This window comes from Longimicrobium sp., assembly GCF_036388275.1.
Taxonomy (GTDB): domain Bacteria; phylum Gemmatimonadota; class Gemmatimonadetes; order Longimicrobiales; family Longimicrobiaceae; genus Longimicrobium.
Window position 1 is genome coordinate 105790 of record NZ_DASVSF010000043.1, and the last position, 21331, is coordinate 127120.

Below are 21331 nucleotides of genomic sequence, written 5' to 3' on the forward strand. Positions count from 1 at the left end.
CGATGGCGACTGGCGAACGAATGCAGTCTGACTTCTTCAAGCTGACGGGGGTGCCCCCGCGCATGCAGGCGCTGCTGGACGCCATGCATGCGGGCGACCCGGACCGGTGGCTGCCGCGCAGGCTGATCCTGCAGAACTACTGGCTGTTCGAGGAGCCGGAGATCTTCCATTTCGGGCGCGGCAACCTGATGCTCACCGGGCAGAATGAGTCCGGCAAGTCCACCGTGCTCGTCACCGCCATCACCCTGGTGCTGGACATGATGCTCACCCCCGACCGGGTGGACACCATGGGCAGCAACGACCGCAGCATCCGCTATTACCTAATCGGCAAGGACGACGCGCAGGAGGGCAGCTTCAACTGGCCCCGCGAGCGCACGGCGTACATCGCTCTGGAGTTCGAGCGCGGCGCGTCCGGCATGCATCACACCATCGGCATCGGCCTGCGCTCGTCGCGCGACTGGACCAACCAGAAGGTGGAGCGCTGGGGCTTCGTGATGGACGGAAGCCATCGCGTGGAGGAGGGCGGATTCCACCTGCACGAAAAGGGGCGCCCACTGCGCCCGGGCGAGCTGCGCGACCGGCTGGGCCGCCACGGCCAGGTGACGGATGACCAGCGCACCTACAAGTCGGCCGTGAACGATGCGCTCTTCGGCTTTCAGACCGTGGAGGACTACGAGCGCTTCCTGGAGATGCTGCACGTGGTGCGCACGCCCAAGCTGGGCGAGGGCCTCAACCCGCGTAAGGTGGAGGCGCTACTCAAGGAGTCGCTTCCGCCCATCCAGTCCGACAAGATCGACGCGGCTTCCGAGGTCTTCTCGAAGCTGGACACGATCGAGGAGGAGTTGAAGCGCCTGCACGACCAGCTGGCGGTGGCCCGCGAGCTGGAGGGCCCGCAGGAAGCCGCCGTGCTGGCCCGCGCGCGCCAAGCCGCCGCCGCATACCGCAAGGCTTCGAGCGAGCACGCGGATCGGAAGAAGAAGCACGACGACCTGCTCGGCCGGCTGGACGCCGCCCGCGCCGAGATCGCGCGGCAGAGCGACGTGCGGACGGAGCTGGCGTCCGAGCGCGCGGAGAAGGGCGGCCGGGTCTCCGTGCTCAAGGAGCAGTACCGGGCCAGCGAAGCGTTCGACGTCGAGGACCGGCTGCGCGAGGTGCGAGCGGAGCACGGGAGCGCGCTCGACGCCTACGAGGCGCTGCGGGCCGATCGCAACCGCACGCAAGAAGCCGCCGACCGCGAACAGGAGGCCCTGCGCGCGCTCGAGCAGTCGTGGACGCGGCAGCGTGCCCGCCTGGGCGAGCGGCTGGAGTCCGGCCGGGACGCGGCGCATCGCGCGCACTGGCCATCCCTGGAGCAGCGGGCTGCGCTGGCTGTCGACGCGCTGGGCACGCACGGCATCGACGGGAGCGGCGGCATCGCGACGGACCTGGCCCGCTCGTCCATCGAAGGCGAGGCGGCACAGCGTCGCCTGGTGCTCGACGCCGTGGGCGCGGCGCTCGACGCAGTGGCCGCGGCAACGGGCCGGCTGGACGGGGCGCGGAAAGCCAGCGAGGTAGCCGGGCGCGAGCTGCGGCACGCCGATGACCGCTTCCGCACGGCGGGCCGCGAGGCAGACACCGCGCGCGCCGCCGCGGTGGAGGGCGTCACCGCGTGGCGCCACGCGGCCACGGAGCTGCTCGTCCCGGACGATGCGTTCGAGGCCGTGCTGGCGGGCATCGAGTCCTATCGTCCCGCGGGGCGCCCCGCGGCCGTGCTCGCCCCCCTGCAAGCCGCGCACGACGAGGCGCAGGAAGCGCTGCGCACCGAGGGGCAGGAGCTCGGGCTGCAGCGGCGGCGCCTGCAGTCTGAGGCGGAGGAGGTGGATGCACGGCTTCGGCGGCTGTCACAGGAGGCGGACGTGGAGCCGGAGCGTACGCCCGCGCAGGCCGGCGCGCGCCGCCTGCTGCGCGAGCACGGCATCCCCCACACCCCGCTCTTCGCCGCCGTGGACCTGGGCGGATCGCTCGCGGTGGACGCGGGGCTCGCCGCGCGGTTCGAGGCGGCGCTGCTGGATGCGGGGCTGCTCGACGCGCTCGTCGTTCCGCGCGCGGAGGCGGGGCGCGTCCGGACGCTGCTGGACGCGCACGGCCTCGGCGACCGCTGGATCGCGCCGGTGGATGGGTCTGTGGACGGTGGAGGGGACGGGGCGGCACCCTGGCTGGTGCCCGTCGCATCATCCCCCGTATCGCCGGAGGATGTCGCGGCCGCACTGCGAGCGCTGGGTGTGGGCGGCGGTGCGGGAGTGGTGGATGCGGAGGGCGGATGGCGCCTGGGTCCGCTGCACGGCCTTGCGCCTGCGCCGGCGGAGCCGCGTGTCCGCTTTTTGGGCGAGACGGCGCGCCGCGAGGAGCGCCGCCGCCGCATCGAGGAAGCGCGGCGCCAGCTCGCCGATCTGCGCGAGGAGATCGGTCGGTTGGGCGGAGCGCTGGACACCGTGCAGTCGCGAGAGCGGGCGCTGGCGCGCGAGTGGCGGGCGGCGCATGAGCTTCCGCAGCTACAGACGCTGCACGATCGTTTGCTTGCCGTGCGCCGCGAGGAGCACGAGCGCGAGCGCCGCCGCGCCGCCGCCGAGCTGGCCGCGGAGGCCGTCGAGACCGCCACGCGCGAGGTACAGCAGACGCACGCGGCGCTGGAACGCGCCACCGACGACGCGCCCTGGCTGCGCGGCCGACCCCGCGCCGACGTGAACGCCGCGGCGGCGGCCCTGGGCGAAGTGGTCGCCGTCCTCCGCGCCATCGGTGAGGACGTGGAACGGCTGGACGAGCTGCGCCGCAACTACGCCGCTCGCACGCGCGCCCACGACGCGTTCCGCGTCCAGATCGAGGAGTTGGCGCCCCGTATCGCCGAGGCGAGCGTGCGCGTGCAGACGCTGGACGCGCAGATCGCCGCGCTGAACGAGCAGCTATCCCGCGCCAGCGTGGGCCGTGAAGTGCTGGCGGCAGAGATCCGCGACCTGGAAAAGCGGCTGGACGCCATCGAGCGGCAGGACCGCGAGGCCGAGAAGTCCATCGACCGGAACACGGGCCAAATCGACACCCTCACCGCCCAGGAGCCGGACTACGCCGGCCAGCTTCGGAGCGCATTCATCTCCCTCCAATCCGCCGAGTCCGCTTTCCGGGAGCGGATCGAGGCGTATCCCACGCTGGAGGAATACGTCAGGGACATGCGCGGGACCGGCCTTTCCAGGGCCATGCAGCGCATCCTGCACGACATCGCCCCCGAGACCATCGACGACGAGGTGAAGGGCGCCCAGCAGGAGCTGAACGCCGCCTATGCCCGGGCGCGGGGCGCGTTCGAGGAGATGAGCCCCGAGCTGGACGGCGACATCCTCCGCTTTACCCACGAATTGGGGCCGATGCGGCTCGACGAGCTGTATCGCACGCTCGAGGAGCAGCAAGCGCGCAACGAGACGCTGCTGGAAGACGAGGACCGCCGGCTGATCGAGCAGCTGATGCTGCGCGACGTGGTAGACGCCATCCGCGACGCCATCCGCAACACGCGCCACTGGGTGAGCGACATCAACGGCATCCTCGGGCGGATGAAGCTGTTCAAGGGCGGCATCATGCGCCTGCACTGGGACGTGCGCACCCGCGAAGCCACGGACGCATTCGACCCACGCCGCCTGGACGACCTGCTCACGCAGCGCGGCATTGCCCTGGACGAGGCGCGGCGCGAGGAACTGCTGGAGATCTTCCGCACGATGGTGGCGGACATCCGCCGCCGGAACCGCGAGCGCGAGCTGCTGGAGGACTACCGCACGGCGCTGCTGCGCATGGTGGACTACACGCAGTGGTACACGCTCACCGTGCAGCGCAAGGACGAATCCGGCCGATGGATTCCGCTCACCAAGCGGCTCTACGGTCAGGGAAGCGGCGGCCGGCGCACGCTGGACCTGCTGCTGCCGCTGATCGCGGCCGTGAGCGCGCGCCTGCAGTCCGCCGACCGCGCGGCGCCGCGCCTGGTCGGCTTCGACGAGGCCTTCGCCGGTGTCGACGACCGCAACGCGGCAGAGATCTACGCGCTGCTGACGGAGCTGGACTTCTGCTGGATCATGGCGACGGAAAAGGCCACTGCGCTGGGGAAAGAGGTGCGCGGCTCCGCCACCTACGAGATGCTCACGGACGGCGTGACCGTCGCCCCCACGCTCAGCCTGTGGGACGGCGTGCGGCGGTATGAATTCATCGGCGACGAGTTGCTGGGGATGGAAACTTCATCGCGCGGATCAATGGAGACGGAGCATGCACCCTGACCTTCGGCGCGATCTGCTCGCACTGCTGCGCAACAAGCACCTCGCGCCGCTGCTGGAGGATCTGCATGCCTCGCTCGCCCGCAACGGCGAGCCCAAGGGGCGCGTGGAGATCCGGTCGCGCGACGAAGCCGACGCGCTGCAGGACCTGATCGGAAAATGGGTGGAGCCGGGACGAACGATCGGCGTCCGCGACATCGATGAACGCCTCCGGGAGCAGACGGTCTTCCACTGCTCACTGGACGAGGCCATCGAGCTTCACCGCGGCGCGCCGATCCCGCGCCCGAAGGAGGAACGGGCACGCCGGATCGCGAACCGCGAGCGCGCGGTCCGCCAGTGCTTCGAACTGCTGCCGACGCTCGGAGTTTCGACGGAAGCCTACGCCCGTGTCGTCGGATGGATGCACGCCGGCGAACCGGAGTTGCGTGCGGACGCCACCCGCTGGGGCGACCAGGCGCTGCTGGAGGGAATCCGCGCCGTCGCACTCGCCTTCCACCGCCTTCCCGCGCCCGGCGCACCGCCCGTCTACCTGGCGGAACTGGCCAACCAGGTCACGGGAAACGCGCACGGACTGGATGCGGGCAAGCCGGCGCACGCGCTGCTCATCCGCGCGCTCGCCTTCACCTTTCCGGAGACCGCCGCCCGCGAAGAGCGCGGCTCCGCGGCGTGGAAGCTGAACCTGCTCTCCGCGGCCGGGATCGCGCGAGATCCCATCTCCGTGCGCGTGGACACCTTTGGGCTGGACGGCGACACCCCGTACCTGAGGGAGCTGCGGCGCGAGGGGATCGACCGCCCGTTCACGCTCAACACGCTGGCCGAGATCGGGGGCGACGTGCGGGCGTGGCGCAACGTGGCGTTCGTGGTGGAGAACCCGACGGTGCTGGCGGCGCTCATCAAGCACGTGCGCCAGTTTGTCCCGGACAATCATCCCACGCTCATCTGCACGAACGGCAACCTGAACCTGGCCGACAAGGCGCTGCTGGACGCACTGGTGCAGCGCGGCGCGCACCTGTTCTACGGCGGCGACTTCGACGCGAAGGGGCTGGAGATCGCGGCGCTGGTGCTGGCGCGCTACCCCGGCGCCGCCAGCCCCTGGCGCATGACCATGGATGATTACCGCGACGCGCTACGCACCGAGGGCGGCGCGCTGGAGCCCGGCGCGCTTGACCGCGCCGCGCGCACCTTCCCCGCCCTCGCCGCCGAAATCGCCGCCCGCGGCCAGGCCGCCCACCAGGAGGGCCTGATCCCCGCCCTCACCCGCGACCTCAGCCGCTTCGTGCTGGAGGGAGTCACGCCGCCGCAGTCGACCGATCCGCCGGGAGAATCGCTCCGTAGCGTACACCGACCCTGACAGCTGAACCTGTGAGACAGGCAGATGGTTTACGGAACAGTCTTCTACTCGTGAGCGATCACTCCGGCGCGACTGATCTCTACGAACCGCGCCTCATCGAACGCCGCCACGATCGCACGCAGGTTCGGGACGAGAATGTCTTGGAGTTCGGCATTGGTGATGTTGCCCGTTGAGATGAGCAGAAGGCGTTCGGGTTCGTTCTGGAGTACGAATCCCGAGACGAAGTCTGCATCCTTGGTCACCACCACCCGTTGCTCCCGAAGCGACAGGCCGATGATCGCGCGATCGGTGGTGCGATTTCCCTCGGGAAGATCCAGCGTGTGGATCGCGTCGTGCCCAGCTTCCCGCAGCCAGCCGGCGATGCGCCGCGGCAGCTGGGCATCGACGATGAACCTCATGCGGCAAGCGGCTCGATGCGCTTCACGCCGCTCAGGTGCGCCGCGTACTCCAGCACGGCAAAGATGTCCTCGCGCTCCAGATCTTCGTAATCAGCAAGCACCTCATCGGGGGTCATGCCCGCGCTGAGCAACTCGAGAATCATCTGCACGGGATAACGCAGGCCGCGCACAGTAGGCTTGCCGTGGCAGATCGCCGGATCCATCGTGATCCGCTCGCGGAAGCTGCTCATGAAGGTCTGGGTCCCGAGGAAATTGTTCATCCGAGTCCCGGCTTCGTTCCCCAAGCCGGTCGTGTAAGGAAGCTGCCCTGCCGCGCGCCATGGGTCAAGAGCATCGGAAGTACACCATGGGCCGCACAAAGACAGCCGCCGAGCGCCGCCCAGCCGCAGTCGGGCTAACGCGACGCCCTCAACCGGCCAGCGTGGGAGAGAGATTCGATTATCGGGTTCAGCGGTGCTGGCTTTCCGCGGTCGGCCGCGCTCCCCTGCTGCCGGTGCGATCACGTGGCCTCGCCCGCGCGAGTTCCTGGACCGCGAAGGCGATCTCGAAGCCGCGGTACGCCGCACGCCGACTTCTTAATTCAATGCTATCCACAGCCGCGGCAGCGACTTGCACAACAAGCTCGTTGACCGGTCAAGAACTTCCAAGAACATCCACAGAATTTCGCACGACTGCTCGCTCTGTTCACCTCTTCCGCCGCCCGCGACGCGCCGGCAGTCAGCAAAATGATGGCAGCCGCGATGCGTCCCATCCGGCGGGGGCGCCTGGTGCGTACACGCATCGCATGTCGCAGATTGGCGTCGCGTTGCCTCCCCGCCCGAACCCGCGGCCAGCAGATCGAGCATGAACCGCAGGAGCGTGATCGCCATGCTGCGCACCATCCTGCGCCGCGATCCCCCAACGCCGCCCACGCCCGAGGGCCGGGACGAGGCACCCGCTGCCCCGCCGCGGTCCGTGGAGAACCTGGTGGCGGAGCTGCGCGAGATGGCAACCACCCGGGGGCGCTTCGTTTGCGCACGGCACGGGACGGAAGCCGCCGTGGTCGAGTTCGTCCGGCGATATTCGGACGCTTCGGAGTTGACCATCGACAGCTACGCCGGCCGTCGATGGCAGCGCGTGCCCGTGCCCGCGGACGAGGCCACGTTCGGCGATCGCGTCGCCGAGGGGGTGCAGGATGCGCTGCACAATGCGGACGTGATCTCGCTGCACCTTCTGAACCCTGAGTGGACGCCGTTCTTCTGCCCTTCGTGCGCCCTCGTCTACTGCGGCCAGTGCTGGACGATTACCGAGAACGACGATCCCTGGCCCGGGACGCTGCGCGGCATCTGCCCCGAAGGCCACGCGACCGTGCTCACCAAGTGATCGGCGGATCGGATCTCCTGATCCGGCCATCGATGTCGACAGCACGCCCCCCCGCCCTGACGCGTCCGTCCCGCCTTCGTGCTACTGATGCGAGCCATGGCGCCGAACGGCGGCCTGCGCCGCATTTCTCTCCGGGCACGAAAGCCCTTGACCCTCACGTAGCGTGATCCCTTAGAGTGTACGTCGCCGTCTGGTGCGGTTCGACTTTTCAGGGAGCTTGCGATGGCCTACACGGTCAAGGAAGTCGCCTCGATGTCGGGAATAAGCGTGCGCACGCTTCACTTCTACGACGAGACGGACCTGCTGAAGCCTGCCTCGTACGGCGCGAACGGCTACCGCTACTACGAGGAGCCGCAGCTGCTGATGCTGCAGCAGATCCTGTTCTACCGCGAGCTCGGGTTCGGGCTGAAGAAGATCAAGGAGATCCTGGGCCGCCCCGAGTTCGCGACCGTAGACGCCCTGGAATCGCACCGGAAGGTCCTGCAGAAGAACGTCGCGCGGACCCGCAGGCTGATCGCAACGATCGACAGGACCCTCGACCACCTGAAAGGGAGAACGACCATGCAAAGCGAGGAGATGTTCGCCGGCTTCAACGTGGCGGCCGGCAAGGACCGGTTCGGTGAGCACGTGCTGCTGGGCGGCGAGCCGAACGACTGCAAGGTGTCGGCACGCGACACGGGCGGCGCCATGAGCATCTTCGAGTTCACCGGCAGCGGCGGCGGTCCGCGCCACCTGCACCACGGCCAGGACGAGTGGATCTACGTGCTCGACGGCGAGGTAGAGCTGCACATCGGGGAGCAGCAGCTTCGCTTGGGCCCGGGGGAAAGCGCCTTCGTTCCGCGCGAGGTGCCCCACGTCTGGGTGTTCGCGGGCGGCGGGCCGGGCAGAATCCTGAACGTGTACCAGCCGGCCGGCGCCATGGAGGAGTTCTTCCGCGAACTCGGCACCCACGTGGAAACGCCCGTGCACGAGGCGCTCTCCATCGACGGGCTTCGCCAGCTGTTCCAGTCGCACGGGATGAAGCTCGTGGGACCGCCGCTCTACTGGGAGGAGTACCTGGCTGGAAGGTAGCCGCAAACTCATCGCGCCGACGAACACCGAACTGGCGCGAATTTGGATGAAGGTTATTGCTTGGACGGGTGTTTACTCTGGATACAAGTAGAGCGGGCTGGGTGCACGCACCCAGCCCGCTCTCCACCTTCGGCTTCCGCCGACGCCTCATCGCTGATACATTCTCTTCACCATTCCTCAGGTCGTCCTATACCGTCCTCGCGACGGCAAGTCCCTGAGGTGACGGAATCCCGGCGCCGCACCAGCGGTGCCGGGATTCTGCGTTCGTGGGGACTCGTTCACGCCACCAGCCACCACCCTATCTCCCCTGCGCCCGCCCAGGAAGTGGAGCGGGCGTTGCGGCGCTCGCGTCCATGCCGTCGTGCACCGTCATCTCTCTTGACCCTCGGCGCGTGTCCCGCGTAGCTTCGCAGGGGCTGACCAGCAGGCGCGCTGGGGATCAGCCGCAGAGGATCTTCCTCCACCCCTCCGCAACAATCCGATGATTTTTCGCTCCGTCGTCACTGTGCTGGCCCTCGCCTTCACCGCCTCCGCCGCCGCTGCGCAGGAGACAGAGGTGCTGCCCGGGGCTCGTATCCGCGTGACGCAGCCCGTCTTCATCGACGGCGTCGACATCGGCCGGGTTCACCAGCCGCAGGTCGGCACCCTGGTCAGCGTCGACAGCGCGTCAATCACCGCGCTGCTTGAGGAGGACGGGACGCTCCTGACGCTGCCGTTCAGCGCGATCAACCGCCTGCAGGTCAGCCAGGGATCGATCTCCGGTAACCGCGCCAGGATTCACCAGATGCGCAAGGGCGCGATCATCGGCGGGGGATTCCTTGCGGTGGTATACGGCTTGGGGTACCTGATCCAGGTCGCCGACCAGCGGCTCGACGATGCTGACTGCGTGCCGGGTTTCCCGAATGAATCCTGCCACCCGAAAGCCAAAACGAAGCCCGAGCTGCCGCACATGGTTCCCGCGATCGTGGGCGGCACCATCGGCGGCGCCGCAATCGGATTCGGGATGGGCTCACGGCAGCGCGAGGCATGGCAGGAGGTGCGCCCCCGCTCGCTGCGTCCCGTCGCCGGGCCCAACGAAATCAGCCTGACCGTTTCGCTGCGCTTCTGAACAAGACGGTTCAGCGAGCGTCCAGTGATCCTACGCACCCGGCGCCGCGGAGGACTTCCGCGGCGCCGTTTCCTTTCGGGCACCAGCAGGGTGAGCCACTTTCCTGCATCGCCGCGCGACGTCTCCGGACCCTCTACGCATGACCAACAGGCCCACGGGGTGGAATCGCTTCCTCTCCACGCTGAGGAGAGAGATATCCGCCGCCGCCCTGGAGTCGTACCGGCGCGCCGGCGGCCCGGTGTTCGAGCTCCAGGAGTGGGTGGAAAACCGGCGCCTGGAGTGCCGGATCGACGGCGTGGACCCGTGGTCGGTGCCCCCCGGCACGCGCCAGGCGTGGATCGCCGCGTGGAACGCGTTCGTTCTCCAGACGCTCGGCAGCGAACTCCTGGAGGGCGACTACAGGCAGGCGCCGGCCACGGCGGGGTTCGTGCCGCGGAGCACGGCCGAGCAGGCGCTCAGCTACTTTCGGGAGGTGGAACGGTGGGTGAACCGCGCTCACCAGGCGCGCGCCAACCCGGAGTACCGGCTGGATGTCGAGGTTCCGGCGCCGCTGCCCAGCTGGCGCCCGGCCTCGCCCCTGTCGGCCGCGCACGTGGCAAGCCTGGTCGCGGCCCTGCGGGTGATCGCGCACCACACGCATGAAGCAATGGCCTTTCTGCTGGCGGATTCTTCGCTGGACGAGACGCGTCGATCGCAGCTGAACGTGCTGCGGCAGATGCACGCCTCGGCCGAGGCGCGGGTTCGCTACGTCGAAGACCTGGCGGCCGGAGAGCCCGTGCCGGACATCCGGTCGCGCGCCGGTGTTCATGCCCTGGAAGCCATCGCGCAGCTGCACACGCTGGGACAACTGGCTGCCGATCCGGAACGTGCCACGGTCGCGCCTCCATTGCCGCCGGTGCCGGCGGCTCCCGTCGCAGCACCCGGGAACGCGCCGCCCGCGGCGAGCGTCGCGGGACGCAAGAAGGCGCCGCCCGCACGGGTTCGTCGGCACCAGGACGCGGCCGGGCGGTCCATCGTGGAACATGCGGACACAATTGCATTCACCGGCACGCTTCCCGGCCCCGCCACGTACCAGGCGCGGATCGGGCAGGTGCGTGACGGGCGATCGCTCAGGTGGCGCCTGGATCTGCGCTCATCCACCACCACCAACGCGCTCGGACTGAAAGCAGCTGCCCTTTCACTGCGTTGTGATGGCGGAGAACCCGTAACGCTCCGCGCCAGCTGGGTGTCATTCACGCCGCCAGCCGCCCCACCACCTCCATCGCGCCCTTTTTGTAGACGGTGAGGCACACCATCTCGCCCGTGGGGTCGATCACCATCCAGTAGCGGCTCGGGGAGTGTGGCGGGCGTTGCGGAGGTCTGCTCCCTTGCTATTGTGCACCTCCACCTTTCTTGACCCTCGGCGCGTGTCCCGCGTAGCTTCGGTGCCCTGACCAACCGGCGCGCTGCGTATCAGACGCAGAGGATGCTTCCCCCACCCCCTCCGCAACAACCCCATGATTCTCCGTTCCCTCATCATTGCGCTGGCGCTCGCCTGCACCGCCTCCGCCGCCGCCGGGCAACTGACGCAGGTGCAGCCCGGCACTCGTATCCGCGTGACGCAGCCCGTTTTTGTCGACGGCGTCCCCATCAATGAGATTCACCGGCCGCAGGTAGCCACGCTCGTCAGCATCGACAGCACTTCGATTACCGCGCTGTTGGAGAGGGGCGACACGCTGTTGACGCTACCGTTCAGCGCCGTCCGCCGCCTGCAGATCAGTCAGGGTGCCCAGTCCGCCAACCGCGGCCGCATTCAGGGGATGCTCAAGGGCGCGCTCATTGGCGCGGGGTTCGGCCTGGTGGTTTACCAGGTAGTGAAGCGGGCCGGCGGCTTCACGGAATGCGATCCCCTGGAGAACCCGGCCCTCCCCCCAACTTGCAGGTACACCGGGCCGCACGCAGTTCCCATGGTGGCGGGCGTCGCCATCGGAGGCGCCGCGATCGGCCTCGGATTTGGCTCACGACAGCGGGAGGCATGGCAGGAGGTGTTGCCTGAGTCGCTCCGGATGGACCCCCGCCCGAGCGACCTCAGCCTGAACGTTTCGCTGCGCTTCTAAGTTGAGAGATCGTTCAGGTTGCCCGGTCGACCTGGTGGATTCGACGGGTTGCGCTGAGCACTTGGACGAACAGCCGGCGCCGCGGGGCAGACTCCCCGCGGCGCCGGTGCCGTTCACCCCGCCAGGCGCCGCACCACCTCGATCGCGCCTTTCTTGTAGACGGTGAGGCACGCCAGCTCGCCCACGGGATCATCGCCGCCCGAGCGGGCTTGATGAGGCGAACTCGCCGTAGCGCACGACAAAGGAAGTGGCACGAACGTGGACGGAGTGTTATGCTTGGGGGCGTGTTCACTCTGGATACAAGTAGAGCGGGCCGGGTGCACGCACCCGGCCCGCTCTCCATCTTCGATGTCCTCCGGGGAACCTGCTTGGCAGGCGCGAATCCGAAGGCTCACGTGTGAAATATGCTACCTTGTCCGCCCCTCGTCAACCCGGGGTTTCCACGAACTGCTCACGACATCATCTCGCTTCGTGAGGCGATATCGCCAGCGAGGCTCTCTACGTACCTGAGTCACGCCCACAACAACGTGCGGCGCGCTTTCGACCTGTACGGCTGGAATGTTCAAGCCGCCGCGGCGCTGTACCCTGCTTTGCAGGTGAACGAAGTCGCCCTGCGAAATGCGGTGAACCGCGCTCTCGTATCCCAGTTCGGCCCGCAGTGGCCCTACTCACTGGGGTTCCTGCGGAATCTCCCCCGCCAGGAACGAGCTACGTTCGAAGCCGGACGCCGGAAATTGGAGTCCAAGCTACGAGCGACTTCTGTATCGACGGGTGATGTTGTGGCCGCCCAAACATACTGGTTCTGGACCATGCTCCTGACCGCGCGCTTTGAGGCCCGGATCTGGAAGCGTGAGTTCGCCGGCTCGTTCCCTTACGCGCCTGCTAGAATCGATCGCGGCATCGTCCACGCGCGAGCGGAATCTATCCGTCTTCTTCGGAACCGGATCGCGCATCACGAACCGCTGCTGGACTACGATCTGATGGGAGCATACCAGCGCGCCGTCTCTATTGTACGCTGGATCTCACCTGTAAACGCTACCTGGGCGGCGGTGCGCTGGCCGCCGAACCCGAAGCTTCTGAAGCGCCCGTGACGATATGAAGGCTCCGCCGTGGAAACGGCTTCCGCTGACGCCCCGTTCACCATTCCTCAGATCGTCCTTACCGTCGTGCCGATGGCAAGTCCCTGAGGCGGCAGAATCCCGGCGCCGCGGGGATCTCTTCCCGCGGCGCCGTTCCGTTTCAAGCCGCCAGCCGCCGCACCACCTCCATCGCGCCTTTCTTGTAGACGGTGAGGCACACCAGCTCGCCCACGGGGTCGATCACCATCCAGTAGCGGCTCCCGTGCTGCTTCTTCACGACGAAGCCGCCGGGCAGTTGGATGGGTACGATCGTCTTCTTCGCCATCGTGCACCTCCATCTCTCTTGACCCTCGGCGCGCGGCAGGGCTATCCTTGGCGAGCGGGCGGCCTTCGGGTCGGTTCGTGGTGCAAGGCTGGGCGTGCTTCTTAGCGGGAGAGCGGCCAGCCTTGTTCTCGTGCCCTGCTGGTATGTAAACCAATACCATGCCGGGCGTTTGTCAATGCTCATCGTACCAGAACGGGAGGTGAGGATGGATTTCAAGGAAGCCACGGACGTGCTCACGTCGGCTCCAACGATGACGCTCGCGAAGGTCGCTGAAGCGTTCGGGAAAGACACGCACACCATCATGCGTGCGCGAATGGAGGGGCCGAATGCGCGGACGCCGCCGCGTGATTGGCAACCGGTTGTGGCGCGGCTCGCCCGTGCTCAAGCCGCATACCTGAGACGCTATGCGGCCGGCTTGGATCGCTTAGCAGATGAATTGGAATGACTTAGCATGATGACTCGGTCCTTTACCACGCCGTAACTCATTGCGTTATGCGTCGGCAAATCAAATCGATCGCCTGCTCCGGCGTACGGCCTCGTAAATCGATATAGCCGTCGATGGAGAAGATGCCGGGTAACTCGCTGTCGTCGAACCGCATCAACATCAGGTCAGCCCGGCGCTGTTTGATCAAATCGCGGATCGCGCGGAACTCCAATCCACACCAATCTTTCCTCTCATATTCCTCGCATACAAAGACGATGAGCAGATCTGAGTTGTCGTGATAGATCCGTTGTAAACGAATATCAAGATCTAAGGTTGCCAATTCGGCTTCAAAGAAGTGGTCGTAGAACACGTCCACACCCCGCGAACGTAGCCCATCGGCCACACTCTTCACGAACTCTCGCCTCTCTCCAGGGAACGAGAGCGCAACTTGAAAACGACGATTGGCTAAAGGATCCTTCATGTGGGTATCTGCTTTCCTGCCTTGAGCGGAGAACCGCCCTAACAAGAGATCGAGGGCAGCCAGTGAGCCTGTGAATGGGTCCACTTGGAGCCCGTCGTGCCCCAAGCGTTCCGGCTGGAATGTCGAAATGCTCAATAACATCAGATTGATCCAGACAGCCAGCGGATTGCTGTTTTCCGAGATAACTGGCTTCCCTGTCGTTTCTTCGTCATTGGCCGCCTTCACAGCCGCGAGCAAGTTCTCCGAAATCATCCGCTGCACTAACTCTTGCAATTCTGCTGGAATTATGGTTGCAGCCCGAAAAGCCATGCGTCGAAACAGCGCTGTTTCTGGCCCGGCGATAACGGCGAGCGCGGTCAGTTGAGCTTTCGCCAGTCCAAAACGTGTAATTCCCTTGAAGGTGTCCAAAGCTGCTGGAGTGGTACCAACAAACTGCCACAAGTTGATCGCGTGATGAGGACGAGGCAGTTTCAAGGAGGCTGGGTCATCATCAGCTTCGAGATAGTAGATCTTCAGTGAGAGGTCGTGATAACGACTTGCTTGGGCCTCGAAGTCGGCACGAAGCTGCCGTAGTTCATCCATAAATGGGTTTGCGGCCATCCGTATGCCTGTGGTAGGGATAGATCGGGCCAACTATCGCAGCTAACATCGCGCAACGGCAGCCGTCATGCAACCAATGGAGATTGGGGATCGAATCTGGTAAAATTCGGGTCCGGAATACGTCACCGGGTCCCCAGCCGACGTGCCTTCCGTTTCTAACGAGAAGCGTCACTTACGTCGGCACCGCAGTCCAGAGGCCGAGGCCTAGACCATCTCTCCCGGGTAGCGCCTCCCCGCCCCGCACCCTAACTTCCCGGCCCGGAACCACAGCCGACGAGGAGAGGGTGGATGAATAGCATTCCGATCGTGCCGCAGACCGTGAACGAGCCCGTGCTGTCGTATGCGCCGGGCTCGCCCGAGCGTGCGCTGCTCAAGGAAACGCTCGCGCGGATGTCGGGCGAGGAGATCGAGATCCCGCTGATCATCGGCGGGCGCGAGGTGCGCACCGGCGACATGGAAGCGCAGACGATGCCCCACAACCACGGGCACGTGCTGGCGCGCTACCACAAGGCCGGGCCCAACGAGGTGCGGCAGGCCATCGACGCGGCCATGGAAGCGTGGAAGGAGTGGAGCCGCTGGCCCTGGGAAGACCGCCTGGCCGTCTTCCAGCGCGCCGCCGAGCTGCTGGCCACCCGCTGGCGCCCCATCCTGAACGCGGCCACCATGCTGGGCCAGGGCAAGAACGCGTACCAGGCCGAGATCGACGCTGCCTGCGAGTTCATCGACTTCCTGCGCTGGAACACCAACTTCGCGCAGCAGATCTACCGCGAGCAGCCGATCAGCGGCCCGGGCATGTGGAACCGCCTGGACCACCGTCCGCTGGAAGGCTTCGTGTACGCCGTCACGCCGTTCAACTTCACGGCCATCGCCGGCAACCTGCCCAGCGCCCCCGCCATGCTGGGGAACGTGGCCGTGTGGAAGCCCGCGCAGACGGCGGTGTACAGCGGCTACTACATCATGAAGCTGCTGGAAGAGGCGGGGCTTCCGCCGGGGGTCATCAACTTCATCCCCGGCGACCCCATCCCCATGACGGACGTCATCCTGAACGACCGCAACCTGGCCGGCATTCACTTCACTGGCAGCACCGCGGTCTTCCAGACCATCTGGCGGACGGTGGGCGAAAAGATCGGCAGCTACCGCAGCTATCCGCGGCTGGTGGGGGAGACGGGCGGCAAGGACTTCATCGTCGCGCACGCCTCGGCCGATCCGCTGGCGCTCTCGACGGCCATCGTGCGCGGCGGCTTCGAGTACCAGGGGCAGAAGTGCAGCGCGGCGTCGCGGCTGTACATCCCCGAGAGCCTGTGGCCCACGGTGCGCGAGCATACGCTGGGGATGCTGGACAAGGTGCGCGTGGGCGACCCGGCGGACTTCCGCAACTTCATGGGCGCGGTGATCGACCGGAAGGCGTACGACAAGATCACCGGCTACATCAAGCACGCCCACGAGGCCGACGACGTGGAGGTGATCGCGGGCGGCACGTACGACGACAGCACGGGCTACTTCATTCAGCCCACGCTGGTGCAGGTGCAGAACAGCGCCTACCAGTTGATGTGCGAAGAGGTGTTCGGCCCCGTGGTGTCGCTGTACGTGTATCCCGATGCGCAGTGGGAGGACACGCTGCGCATCGTGGACAAGAGCACGCCGTACGCGCTGACGGGCGCCGTGTTCGCCACCGAGCGCGCGGCGCTGCTGCAGGCCGACCGCGAGCTGCGGAACGCGGCGGGCAACTACTACGTGAACGACAAGCCCACGGGCGCGGTGGTGGGGCAGCAGCCGTTCGGCGGCGCGCGGGCCAGCGGCACCAACGATAAGGCGGGGAGCATCCTGAACATGCTCCGCTGGATTTCGCCGCGCACCATCAAGGAAACGTTCGCCCCCGCGCACTCGTTCGAGTACCCGTTCATGGGCGAGAAGTAGCCGATCGGCCGGGCACGATCGGACGGATCACGACGAAGCGCCTCCGGGAAATCCCGGAGGCGCTTCATCTTGTGCGCTCGACTCGGCTAGGTTCCCGGCGCGGGGTCGCCGCAGCACGGGATTCGGAGCCCGACGGTGAACGGCAGGTACACGTTGGGCGCAGACTCGGTGCCCGAACCAAACGTCGAGAACGGCACCTCCAGCCGGGTCTGGGCGAACAGCGCCGCTCCGCCCACGTCCAGGTTCGTTCCCACGCCCACGCTGGCGCCGGGCACCAGCCCTTCGGAGTCGCCTCCCGCGGAGAGCTGGTACATGCCGGCTCCGATCAACCCGTACACGCCTGTGCCGGTGCCCCGCGGCGTATACACCAGCGTACCGCCGACGCTGGCCACCCGCAGATCCGGGCGTGACTCACCGCTCGGCCCTTCGATGCCGGAGTACGGCTTGCCGTTGAACTGGACGAAAGCGAGCTCGCCCCGGAACTGAAGCGTGGCATTCACATGGACCCCGGCGTATCCGAGCAGGTGCGGGCCGGGGCCTTGGCGCGTGTTGATTTCCGACACGGCTGCCGCGATCCCCGCTCCAATCCCGAACTCGTGCAGCTGTGCCCGCCCGGGGGCAGGAACCCCGGCCGCGAGAATGGTCAGCGCCGCCGCCGCGAGCACCCATCGCAGGGGCGACAACTGCAGCAGATCCCACGTGATCGTCTTCGTCATCTTCTCATAGTACAGGGCGTCGAGAAGAGCGTCGGGGAAAAACCCAGCTCCCTTCGCCCAAGTCCGTCACGTGTACCCGCAGAGTCCTCTGGGTTCCCCGAGGTCCGGACTGATGCGTCGTGCTGGACGTAGTGACGCCGTCAGTCGGACGGCCGCCGGGGCGCTTCGATTTCGTCCTCGCCGCGCGAAACGCCGAACACCGCACGCTTCCGCTGCGCATGTTTACAGACATTCCCAGTTGATTTTTTCCGAACTGCCGCTAGCTTCATCTATCCGAACATACACCGAATACACCAGCAGGTAGAAAGGGCGCAGGGGGTACGGGGCAGGACTCGCCGCCCACTTGGCGGCGCACGGCGACAACCTTGGCGGGAAACAAAACGAATGGCAAAAGCACATACGCTGGTCGACAACTTCAACGACAACAGCGTCGACACGAGCAAGTGGATCGTACCCGCGGACGTACGCATTCGCGAGATCAACCGGCGGATCGAAATCCGCCCGCCCGGCAACCAGGCGTCGGGCCTGCTCTTCCGGTCGGTGGCGTTCTACGACCTGACGGAGTCGGAGATGCGGGTGGAGCTTGTGCGGCCGCTGAACGCGGCCGAAGGGGTGCGCTCCGGGATGGCGGCGCAGGAGGCCAGCGGTGAATACGTGGCCCTGTGGGTGGACGACGACGAGGTGGAGTGCGTGCAGTCGGCCGGAGGCATCTTCACCCGGCTGGAGCACGTGCCGTACGACCCCGTGGCGCACCGCTGGCTGCGGCTGCGCGAAACGGCCGGCGCGCTCTCGTGGCAGGTTTCGCCCGACGGCGTAGACTGGACGACCCTGTACCGCAGCGGAAGCCCCATCGACACCACGGCGGTGCAGCTGCTGATCGGCACCAGCATCGGCGCGGTGGTGGCCTCGCCCGGGTTTGCGGTGTTCGACAACTTCAACGTGCAGGAGACCGGTATCGCGCGGCGGGTGGAAGAGCGCCGGCTTTCGGCGCGCGACGTCCGCGTGCAGGCGGCGGAGCTGGCGGCCTCGCGCGAGCACGAGGAGCACGCCAACAACAACGACGAGGTGAGCTACCTGGCCACCCCGTTCGCGGGCAACTACTCCAAGAGCCTGCGGCACGACCTGCTGGGCGATCCGGACCCCGCGTCGTACGCCAGCCTGGTGCGCGCGCTGGAAAGCCGCGACCCGGCGGACTTCGAGGAGATCATCCTCACGCAGGCGGGCAGTCCCATCAAGCTCACCAATCCGCAGGCCGGGCTGGCGTTCGACCTGGAAGGCCCCGACGCGCAGGCGCTCACGCAGCCACCCGCGCCGCGCTTCGACAGCGCCATCGCCGCGCACGAGGCGGGTGAGCTGTACTGGATGGCGGTCGCCCGCGACGTGCCCTTCAAGCAGTACGGCACCAGCCCGGAGATCGCCGACGCCGTCGCGTCGCTGAACACCGAGTTCCCGCAGTTCGGCGGCACGACGCCGGTCACAGCGCAGAACGTCTTCCGCGGCATCTTCGCGGGCGAGCAGGTGGGCCCGTACGTGTCGCAGTTCCTGCTCAAGGGCAACGTCGACCCGCGCAAGCCCGCCGGGCAGGGCCGCGACGCCACCGACGGGTTCATCTCGTACGGCGCGCGGAACATCGACCAGCGGCTGTTTTCTGCCACGCCGGGAGTGGACTACCTGCACGAGGAGTTCGCCGCCTGGCTCGACGTGCAGGACGGCCAGGACACGCGCGGGCAGGACACGTTCGAAACCACCAAGCGGTTCATCCGCAACCTGCGCGACGGTGCCACGTTCGTGCACTTCGACCAGGTGGTGGACGCGTTCTACAACGCCGCGTGGATCCTGATGTCGGAGCCAGCGGGCAACCAGCTGACCAACGCCGGGCGCACCGGGCGTCCGCAGATCGAGAGCGAGTTCCCGTACGACCAGGGCAACCCGTACATGCCCCCGGCGCCCGCGGACCGTTCCCGCACGCAGGGCGGCTTCGCCACCTTCGGCCCCACGCACCTGCTGCAGGTGGTGCCCGAGGTGCTGGGCCGGGCGCTGCGGGCCGTGTGGTGGCAAAAATGGGGCGTCCACCGCCGGCTGCGTCCCGAGGAGTACGGCGGACGTGTGGACAACTGGCTGTCGGCCCGCCGCGACTACCCCCTGGACCCCAGCATCAAGAACTCGCTGCTGACGGGGGGCCTCTCGGAGTACTATTTCGGCGCGAACAAGCGCTTCCCCGCCACCTACCTGCTGCCGCAGGCGTACCCCGAGGGCGCGCCCACGCACCCGGCGTACGGCGCGGGGCACGCCACCGGTTCGGCGGCATGCATCACCATCCTCAAGGCGTTCTTCGACGACACCAAGGTCATCGAAAACCCCGTGGAGGCCGCCGCGGACGGCCTGTCGCTGGTCACCTACACGCCCGCGACGGGCGAGCCGCCGATGACGGTGGGCGGCGAGCTGAACAAGCTGGCCGGCAACGTCTCGCTCTTCCGCAACGGGGCGGGGGTGCACTGGCGCAGCGACCACACCGAGTCGCTGCTGCTGGGCGAGCGCATCGGCATCGCGCTGCTCCAGGAGATGAGCCTGGGCTTCAACGAGGACGATGCGTTCTTCGAGATCACCCGGCTCGACGGCAACCGCATCCGCATCTTCGACGGCAAGGTGGTTCCCGCGCTCTGAGGCATTGCGAGGGAAGAGCGACGGGAGCCGCGGAGGGGCAGAAGACCCCTCCGCGGCTCCCGGTTCGTGCCGGGTTGAGCATCGGGAACGTGCTTCGCTGGAGCTGCAACGAACCACGGAGGGAAGCGTTCGCCCGACCTTCAATTGTTTAGTGACACTAAATGCTTGACACGTCATACCTCGCGACCTACCCCTTCGTAAGACGGAGAGGGCGGAAACCCACGAACGGGAAAGGGGCGAGATTCAGGCAAGCGCGACATCGCAGCGTTTCCGGCAGCACATTCATGTGGATCCCCAGGAGCCGAGCATGCCGAAGGCACACGAGTTTACCGAAGACTTCAACGACAACGTTGCTGATACCACAAAGTGGTGGGTATTTGGTGACGCACGTGAGGTGAACCGCCGGCTGGAGCTGCCGCAAGCCAGCTCCAGCGCCAACACGTACGCGGGATACACGGCGAAGGGTACTTACGACCTTGCCGGCTCGATGATCTGGGTTGAGCTGGTGCGCGGTCCGCGCATGGGCCAGGCCCGCCTGCGCGCGTACCTGAGCGAGGGGAACGAGCTGAGCATCGGGCTCGTGGACGGGCTGCTTCGGTGCGAGCAGCAGGTGGGCGGCGCGTACCTGGTGTTCCTCACCGTTCGGTACGATCCCCAGGTTCACCGCTGGATGCGGATCAGGGAGCGCAATGGTACCATCTTTTGGGAAACCTCCGCCGACGCGGACGCGTGGACGGTGCTGTACAGCAGTCCCGCCCCGTTCAGCGTGGCGGCCATCAGCCCCGGCATCTTCACGGGAACCTACCAGGCCGTCGCGGCGCCGGGAACCGCGATCTTCGACAACCTGAACGTGCTGGAAACCAGCCGCGCCCGCCGCGTCGAGGAACGGCGGCTTTCGGCGCGCGCCATCCGCGTCGAGGCGGCCGCGCTCGCCGCCGCACGGGCGCACGCCGACCACGTCAACAACAACGACGAGGTGAACTATCCCACCCGCATGCTGGCGGGGAGCTACTCCAAGAGCCTGGCCCACGACTCCGTGGGCGACCCCGACCCCGGATCGTACGCCACCCTGCTGCGCGCGCTGGAGAGCCGCGACCCCGCGGACTTCGAGGAGATCATTCTCGCCTCCGGCGCGGTCATCCGGCTCACCAACCCGCAGTCGGGGCTCGCGTTCCACCTGTCCGGCCCCGACGCGCAGGAGTTCACGATGTCGCCGGCGCCGCGCTTCGACAGCGACGTCACCGCGCATGAAATGGGGGAGCTGTACTGGATGGCGGTCGCGCGTGACGTCCTGTTCCTCGACTACCCCACCAGCGCCACCATCGGCAGCGCGGTGGCCTCCATCGGCGCCGAGTTCCCCCGCTACGGCGGCACCCTGCCCGTCACCCGCGCCAACGTGTTCCGCGGCATCTATCCCGGCGAGCAGGTTGGGCCGTACGTCTCGCAGTTCCTGCTC

General features: G+C 67.1%; 16 protein-coding genes and 1 pseudogene. 12 read left to right on the forward strand and 5 right to left on the reverse strand.

Going from position 1 to position 21331, the window contains the following annotated elements:
• The first annotated feature begins 2 nt into the window (after positions 1-2).
• On the forward strand, positions 3-4286 hold the full coding sequence (locus VF632_RS09480) for an SbcC/MukB-like Walker B domain-containing protein (protein WP_331022636.1): 4284 nt from the start codon (positions 3-5) through the stop codon (positions 4284-4286).
• Entirely contained in the window at positions 4276-5634 is a 1359-nt protein-coding gene (locus VF632_RS09485; RefSeq protein WP_331022637.1) for a DUF2399 domain-containing protein, read from the forward strand. The genes VF632_RS09480 and VF632_RS09485 overlap by 11 nt, the downstream gene beginning before the upstream one ends.
• 44 nt (positions 5635-5678) lie before the next feature.
• Here VF632_RS09485 and VF632_RS09490 read toward each other — a convergent pair whose 3' ends face one another.
• Positions 5679-6032, reverse strand: a complete 354-nt coding sequence (locus tag VF632_RS09490) for a DUF5615 family PIN-like protein (protein WP_331022638.1) — start codon at positions 6030-6032, stop codon at positions 5679-5681.
• On the reverse strand, positions 6029-6292 hold the full coding sequence (locus VF632_RS09495) for a DUF433 domain-containing protein (RefSeq protein WP_331022639.1): 264 nt from the start codon (positions 6290-6292) through the stop codon (positions 6029-6031). Before VF632_RS09495 ends, VF632_RS09490 begins: the two co-directional genes overlap by 4 nt.
• 583 nt (positions 6293-6875) lie before the next feature.
• Between VF632_RS09495 and VF632_RS09500 the strand changes: the two genes are divergently transcribed.
• The 6 genes from VF632_RS09500 (at position 6876) to VF632_RS09525 (ending at position 12760) form a co-directional block, all read left to right on the forward strand.
• Positions 6876-7394 carry a hypothetical protein gene (locus tag VF632_RS09500; RefSeq protein WP_331022640.1) on the forward strand — a complete coding sequence of 173 codons (519 nt, stop codon included), beginning with the start codon at positions 6876-6878 and terminating at the stop codon, positions 7392-7394.
• Between the two features lie 222 nt (positions 7395-7616).
• A complete protein-coding gene (locus tag VF632_RS09505; protein WP_331022641.1) occupies positions 7617-8465 on the forward strand; it encodes a cupin domain-containing protein in 849 nt (282 codons plus the stop codon).
• Between the two features lie 481 nt (positions 8466-8946).
• Entirely contained in the window at positions 8947-9573 is a 627-nt protein-coding gene (locus VF632_RS09510) for a hypothetical protein (protein WP_331022642.1), read from the forward strand.
• A gap of 139 nt (positions 9574-9712) precedes the next feature.
• The gene (locus VF632_RS09515) at positions 9713-10858 is read left to right on the forward strand and encodes a hypothetical protein (protein ID WP_331022643.1); all 1146 of its coding nucleotides are present in this window, start codon (positions 9713-9715) and stop codon (positions 10856-10858) included.
• Between the two features lie 211 nt (positions 10859-11069).
• Positions 11070-11669 (forward strand): hypothetical protein, encoded by a 600-nt coding sequence (locus VF632_RS09520; RefSeq protein WP_331022644.1) that lies wholly within the window; start codon positions 11070-11072, stop codon positions 11667-11669.
• A 527-nt stretch (positions 11670-12196) separates the two neighbouring features.
• Positions 12197-12760 (forward strand): hypothetical protein, encoded by a 564-nt coding sequence (locus VF632_RS09525; protein WP_331022645.1) that lies wholly within the window; start codon positions 12197-12199, stop codon positions 12758-12760.
• A 148-nt stretch (positions 12761-12908) separates the two neighbouring features.
• Here the strand turns inward: VF632_RS09525 and VF632_RS09530 are convergent, their stop codons facing one another.
• Positions 12909-13073 (reverse strand): hypothetical protein, encoded by a 165-nt coding sequence (locus VF632_RS09530; RefSeq protein WP_331022646.1) that lies wholly within the window; start codon positions 13071-13073, stop codon positions 12909-12911.
• 205 nt (positions 13074-13278) lie between these two features.
• Here VF632_RS09530 and VF632_RS09535 point away from each other — a divergent pair, with 205 nt between their 5' ends.
• On the forward strand, positions 13279-13518 hold the full coding sequence (locus VF632_RS09535; protein ID WP_331022647.1) for a hypothetical protein: 240 nt from the start codon (positions 13279-13281) through the stop codon (positions 13516-13518).
• A 37-nt stretch (positions 13519-13555) separates the two neighbouring features.
• Here the strand turns inward: VF632_RS09535 and VF632_RS09540 are convergent, their stop codons facing one another.
• Positions 13556-14578 (reverse strand): TIR domain-containing protein, encoded by a 1023-nt coding sequence (locus tag VF632_RS09540; RefSeq protein ID WP_331022648.1) that lies wholly within the window; start codon positions 14576-14578, stop codon positions 13556-13558.
• Positions 14579-14866: 288 nt separating this feature from the next.
• On the opposite strand from VF632_RS09540, the gene pruA reads away from it, so the two are divergent.
• Entirely contained in the window at positions 14867-16495 is a 1629-nt protein-coding gene (pruA, locus tag VF632_RS09545) for an L-glutamate gamma-semialdehyde dehydrogenase (protein ID WP_331022649.1), read from the forward strand.
• A gap of 86 nt (positions 16496-16581) precedes the next feature.
• Here pruA and VF632_RS09550 read toward each other — a convergent pair whose 3' ends face one another.
• Positions 16582-17211, reverse strand: coding sequence for a hypothetical protein (locus VF632_RS09550; protein ID WP_331022650.1), 630 nt, complete (start codon positions 17209-17211; stop codon positions 16582-16584).
• Positions 17212-17595: 384 nt separating this feature from the next.
• Between VF632_RS09550 and VF632_RS09555 the strand changes: the two genes are divergently transcribed.
• The gene (locus tag VF632_RS09555) at positions 17596-19875 is read left to right on the forward strand and encodes a vanadium-dependent haloperoxidase (RefSeq protein ID WP_331022651.1); all 2280 of its coding nucleotides are present in this window, start codon (positions 17596-17598) and stop codon (positions 19873-19875) included.
• Positions 19876-20182: 307 nt separating this feature from the next.
• Positions 20183-21331: pseudogene (locus VF632_RS09560) on the forward strand (hypothetical protein); the annotation flags it as partial.

Excerpts from the sequence above, each read along its gene's own strand:
- VF632_RS09480 (WP_331022636.1), top strand. The coding sequence starts at position 3 with ATGGCGACTGGCGAACGAATGCAGTCTGACTTCTTCAAGCTGACGGGG.
- VF632_RS09485 (WP_331022637.1), top strand. The coding sequence starts at position 4,276 with ATGCACCCTGACCTTCGGCGCGATCTGCTCGCACTGCTGCGCAACAAG.
- VF632_RS09490 (WP_331022638.1), bottom strand. The coding sequence starts at position 6,032 with ATGAGGTTCATCGTCGATGCCCAGCTGCCGCGGCGCATCGCCGGCTGG.
- VF632_RS09495 (WP_331022639.1), bottom strand. The coding sequence starts at position 6,292 with ATGAACAATTTCCTCGGGACCCAGACCTTCATGAGCAGCTTCCGCGAG.
- VF632_RS09500 (WP_331022640.1), top strand. The coding sequence starts at position 6,876 with ATGAACCGCAGGAGCGTGATCGCCATGCTGCGCACCATCCTGCGCCGC.
- VF632_RS09505 (WP_331022641.1), top strand. The coding sequence starts at position 7,617 with ATGGCCTACACGGTCAAGGAAGTCGCCTCGATGTCGGGAATAAGCGTG.
- VF632_RS09510 (WP_331022642.1), top strand. The coding sequence starts at position 8,947 with ATGATTTTTCGCTCCGTCGTCACTGTGCTGGCCCTCGCCTTCACCGCC.
- VF632_RS09515 (WP_331022643.1), top strand. The coding sequence starts at position 9,713 with ATGACCAACAGGCCCACGGGGTGGAATCGCTTCCTCTCCACGCTGAGG.
- VF632_RS09520 (WP_331022644.1), top strand. The coding sequence starts at position 11,070 with ATGATTCTCCGTTCCCTCATCATTGCGCTGGCGCTCGCCTGCACCGCC.
- VF632_RS09530 (WP_331022646.1), bottom strand. The coding sequence starts at position 13,073 with ATGGCGAAGAAGACGATCGTACCCATCCAACTGCCCGGCGGCTTCGTC.
- VF632_RS09535 (WP_331022647.1), top strand. The coding sequence starts at position 13,279 with ATGGATTTCAAGGAAGCCACGGACGTGCTCACGTCGGCTCCAACGATG.
- VF632_RS09540 (WP_331022648.1), bottom strand. The coding sequence starts at position 14,578 with ATGGCCGCAAACCCATTTATGGATGAACTACGGCAGCTTCGTGCCGAC.
- pruA (WP_331022649.1), top strand. The coding sequence starts at position 14,867 with ATGAATAGCATTCCGATCGTGCCGCAGACCGTGAACGAGCCCGTGCTG.
- VF632_RS09550 (WP_331022650.1), bottom strand. The coding sequence starts at position 17,211 with ATGACGAAGACGATCACGTGGGATCTGCTGCAGTTGTCGCCCCTGCGA.
- VF632_RS09555 (WP_331022651.1), top strand. The coding sequence starts at position 17,596 with ATGGCAAAAGCACATACGCTGGTCGACAACTTCAACGACAACAGCGTC.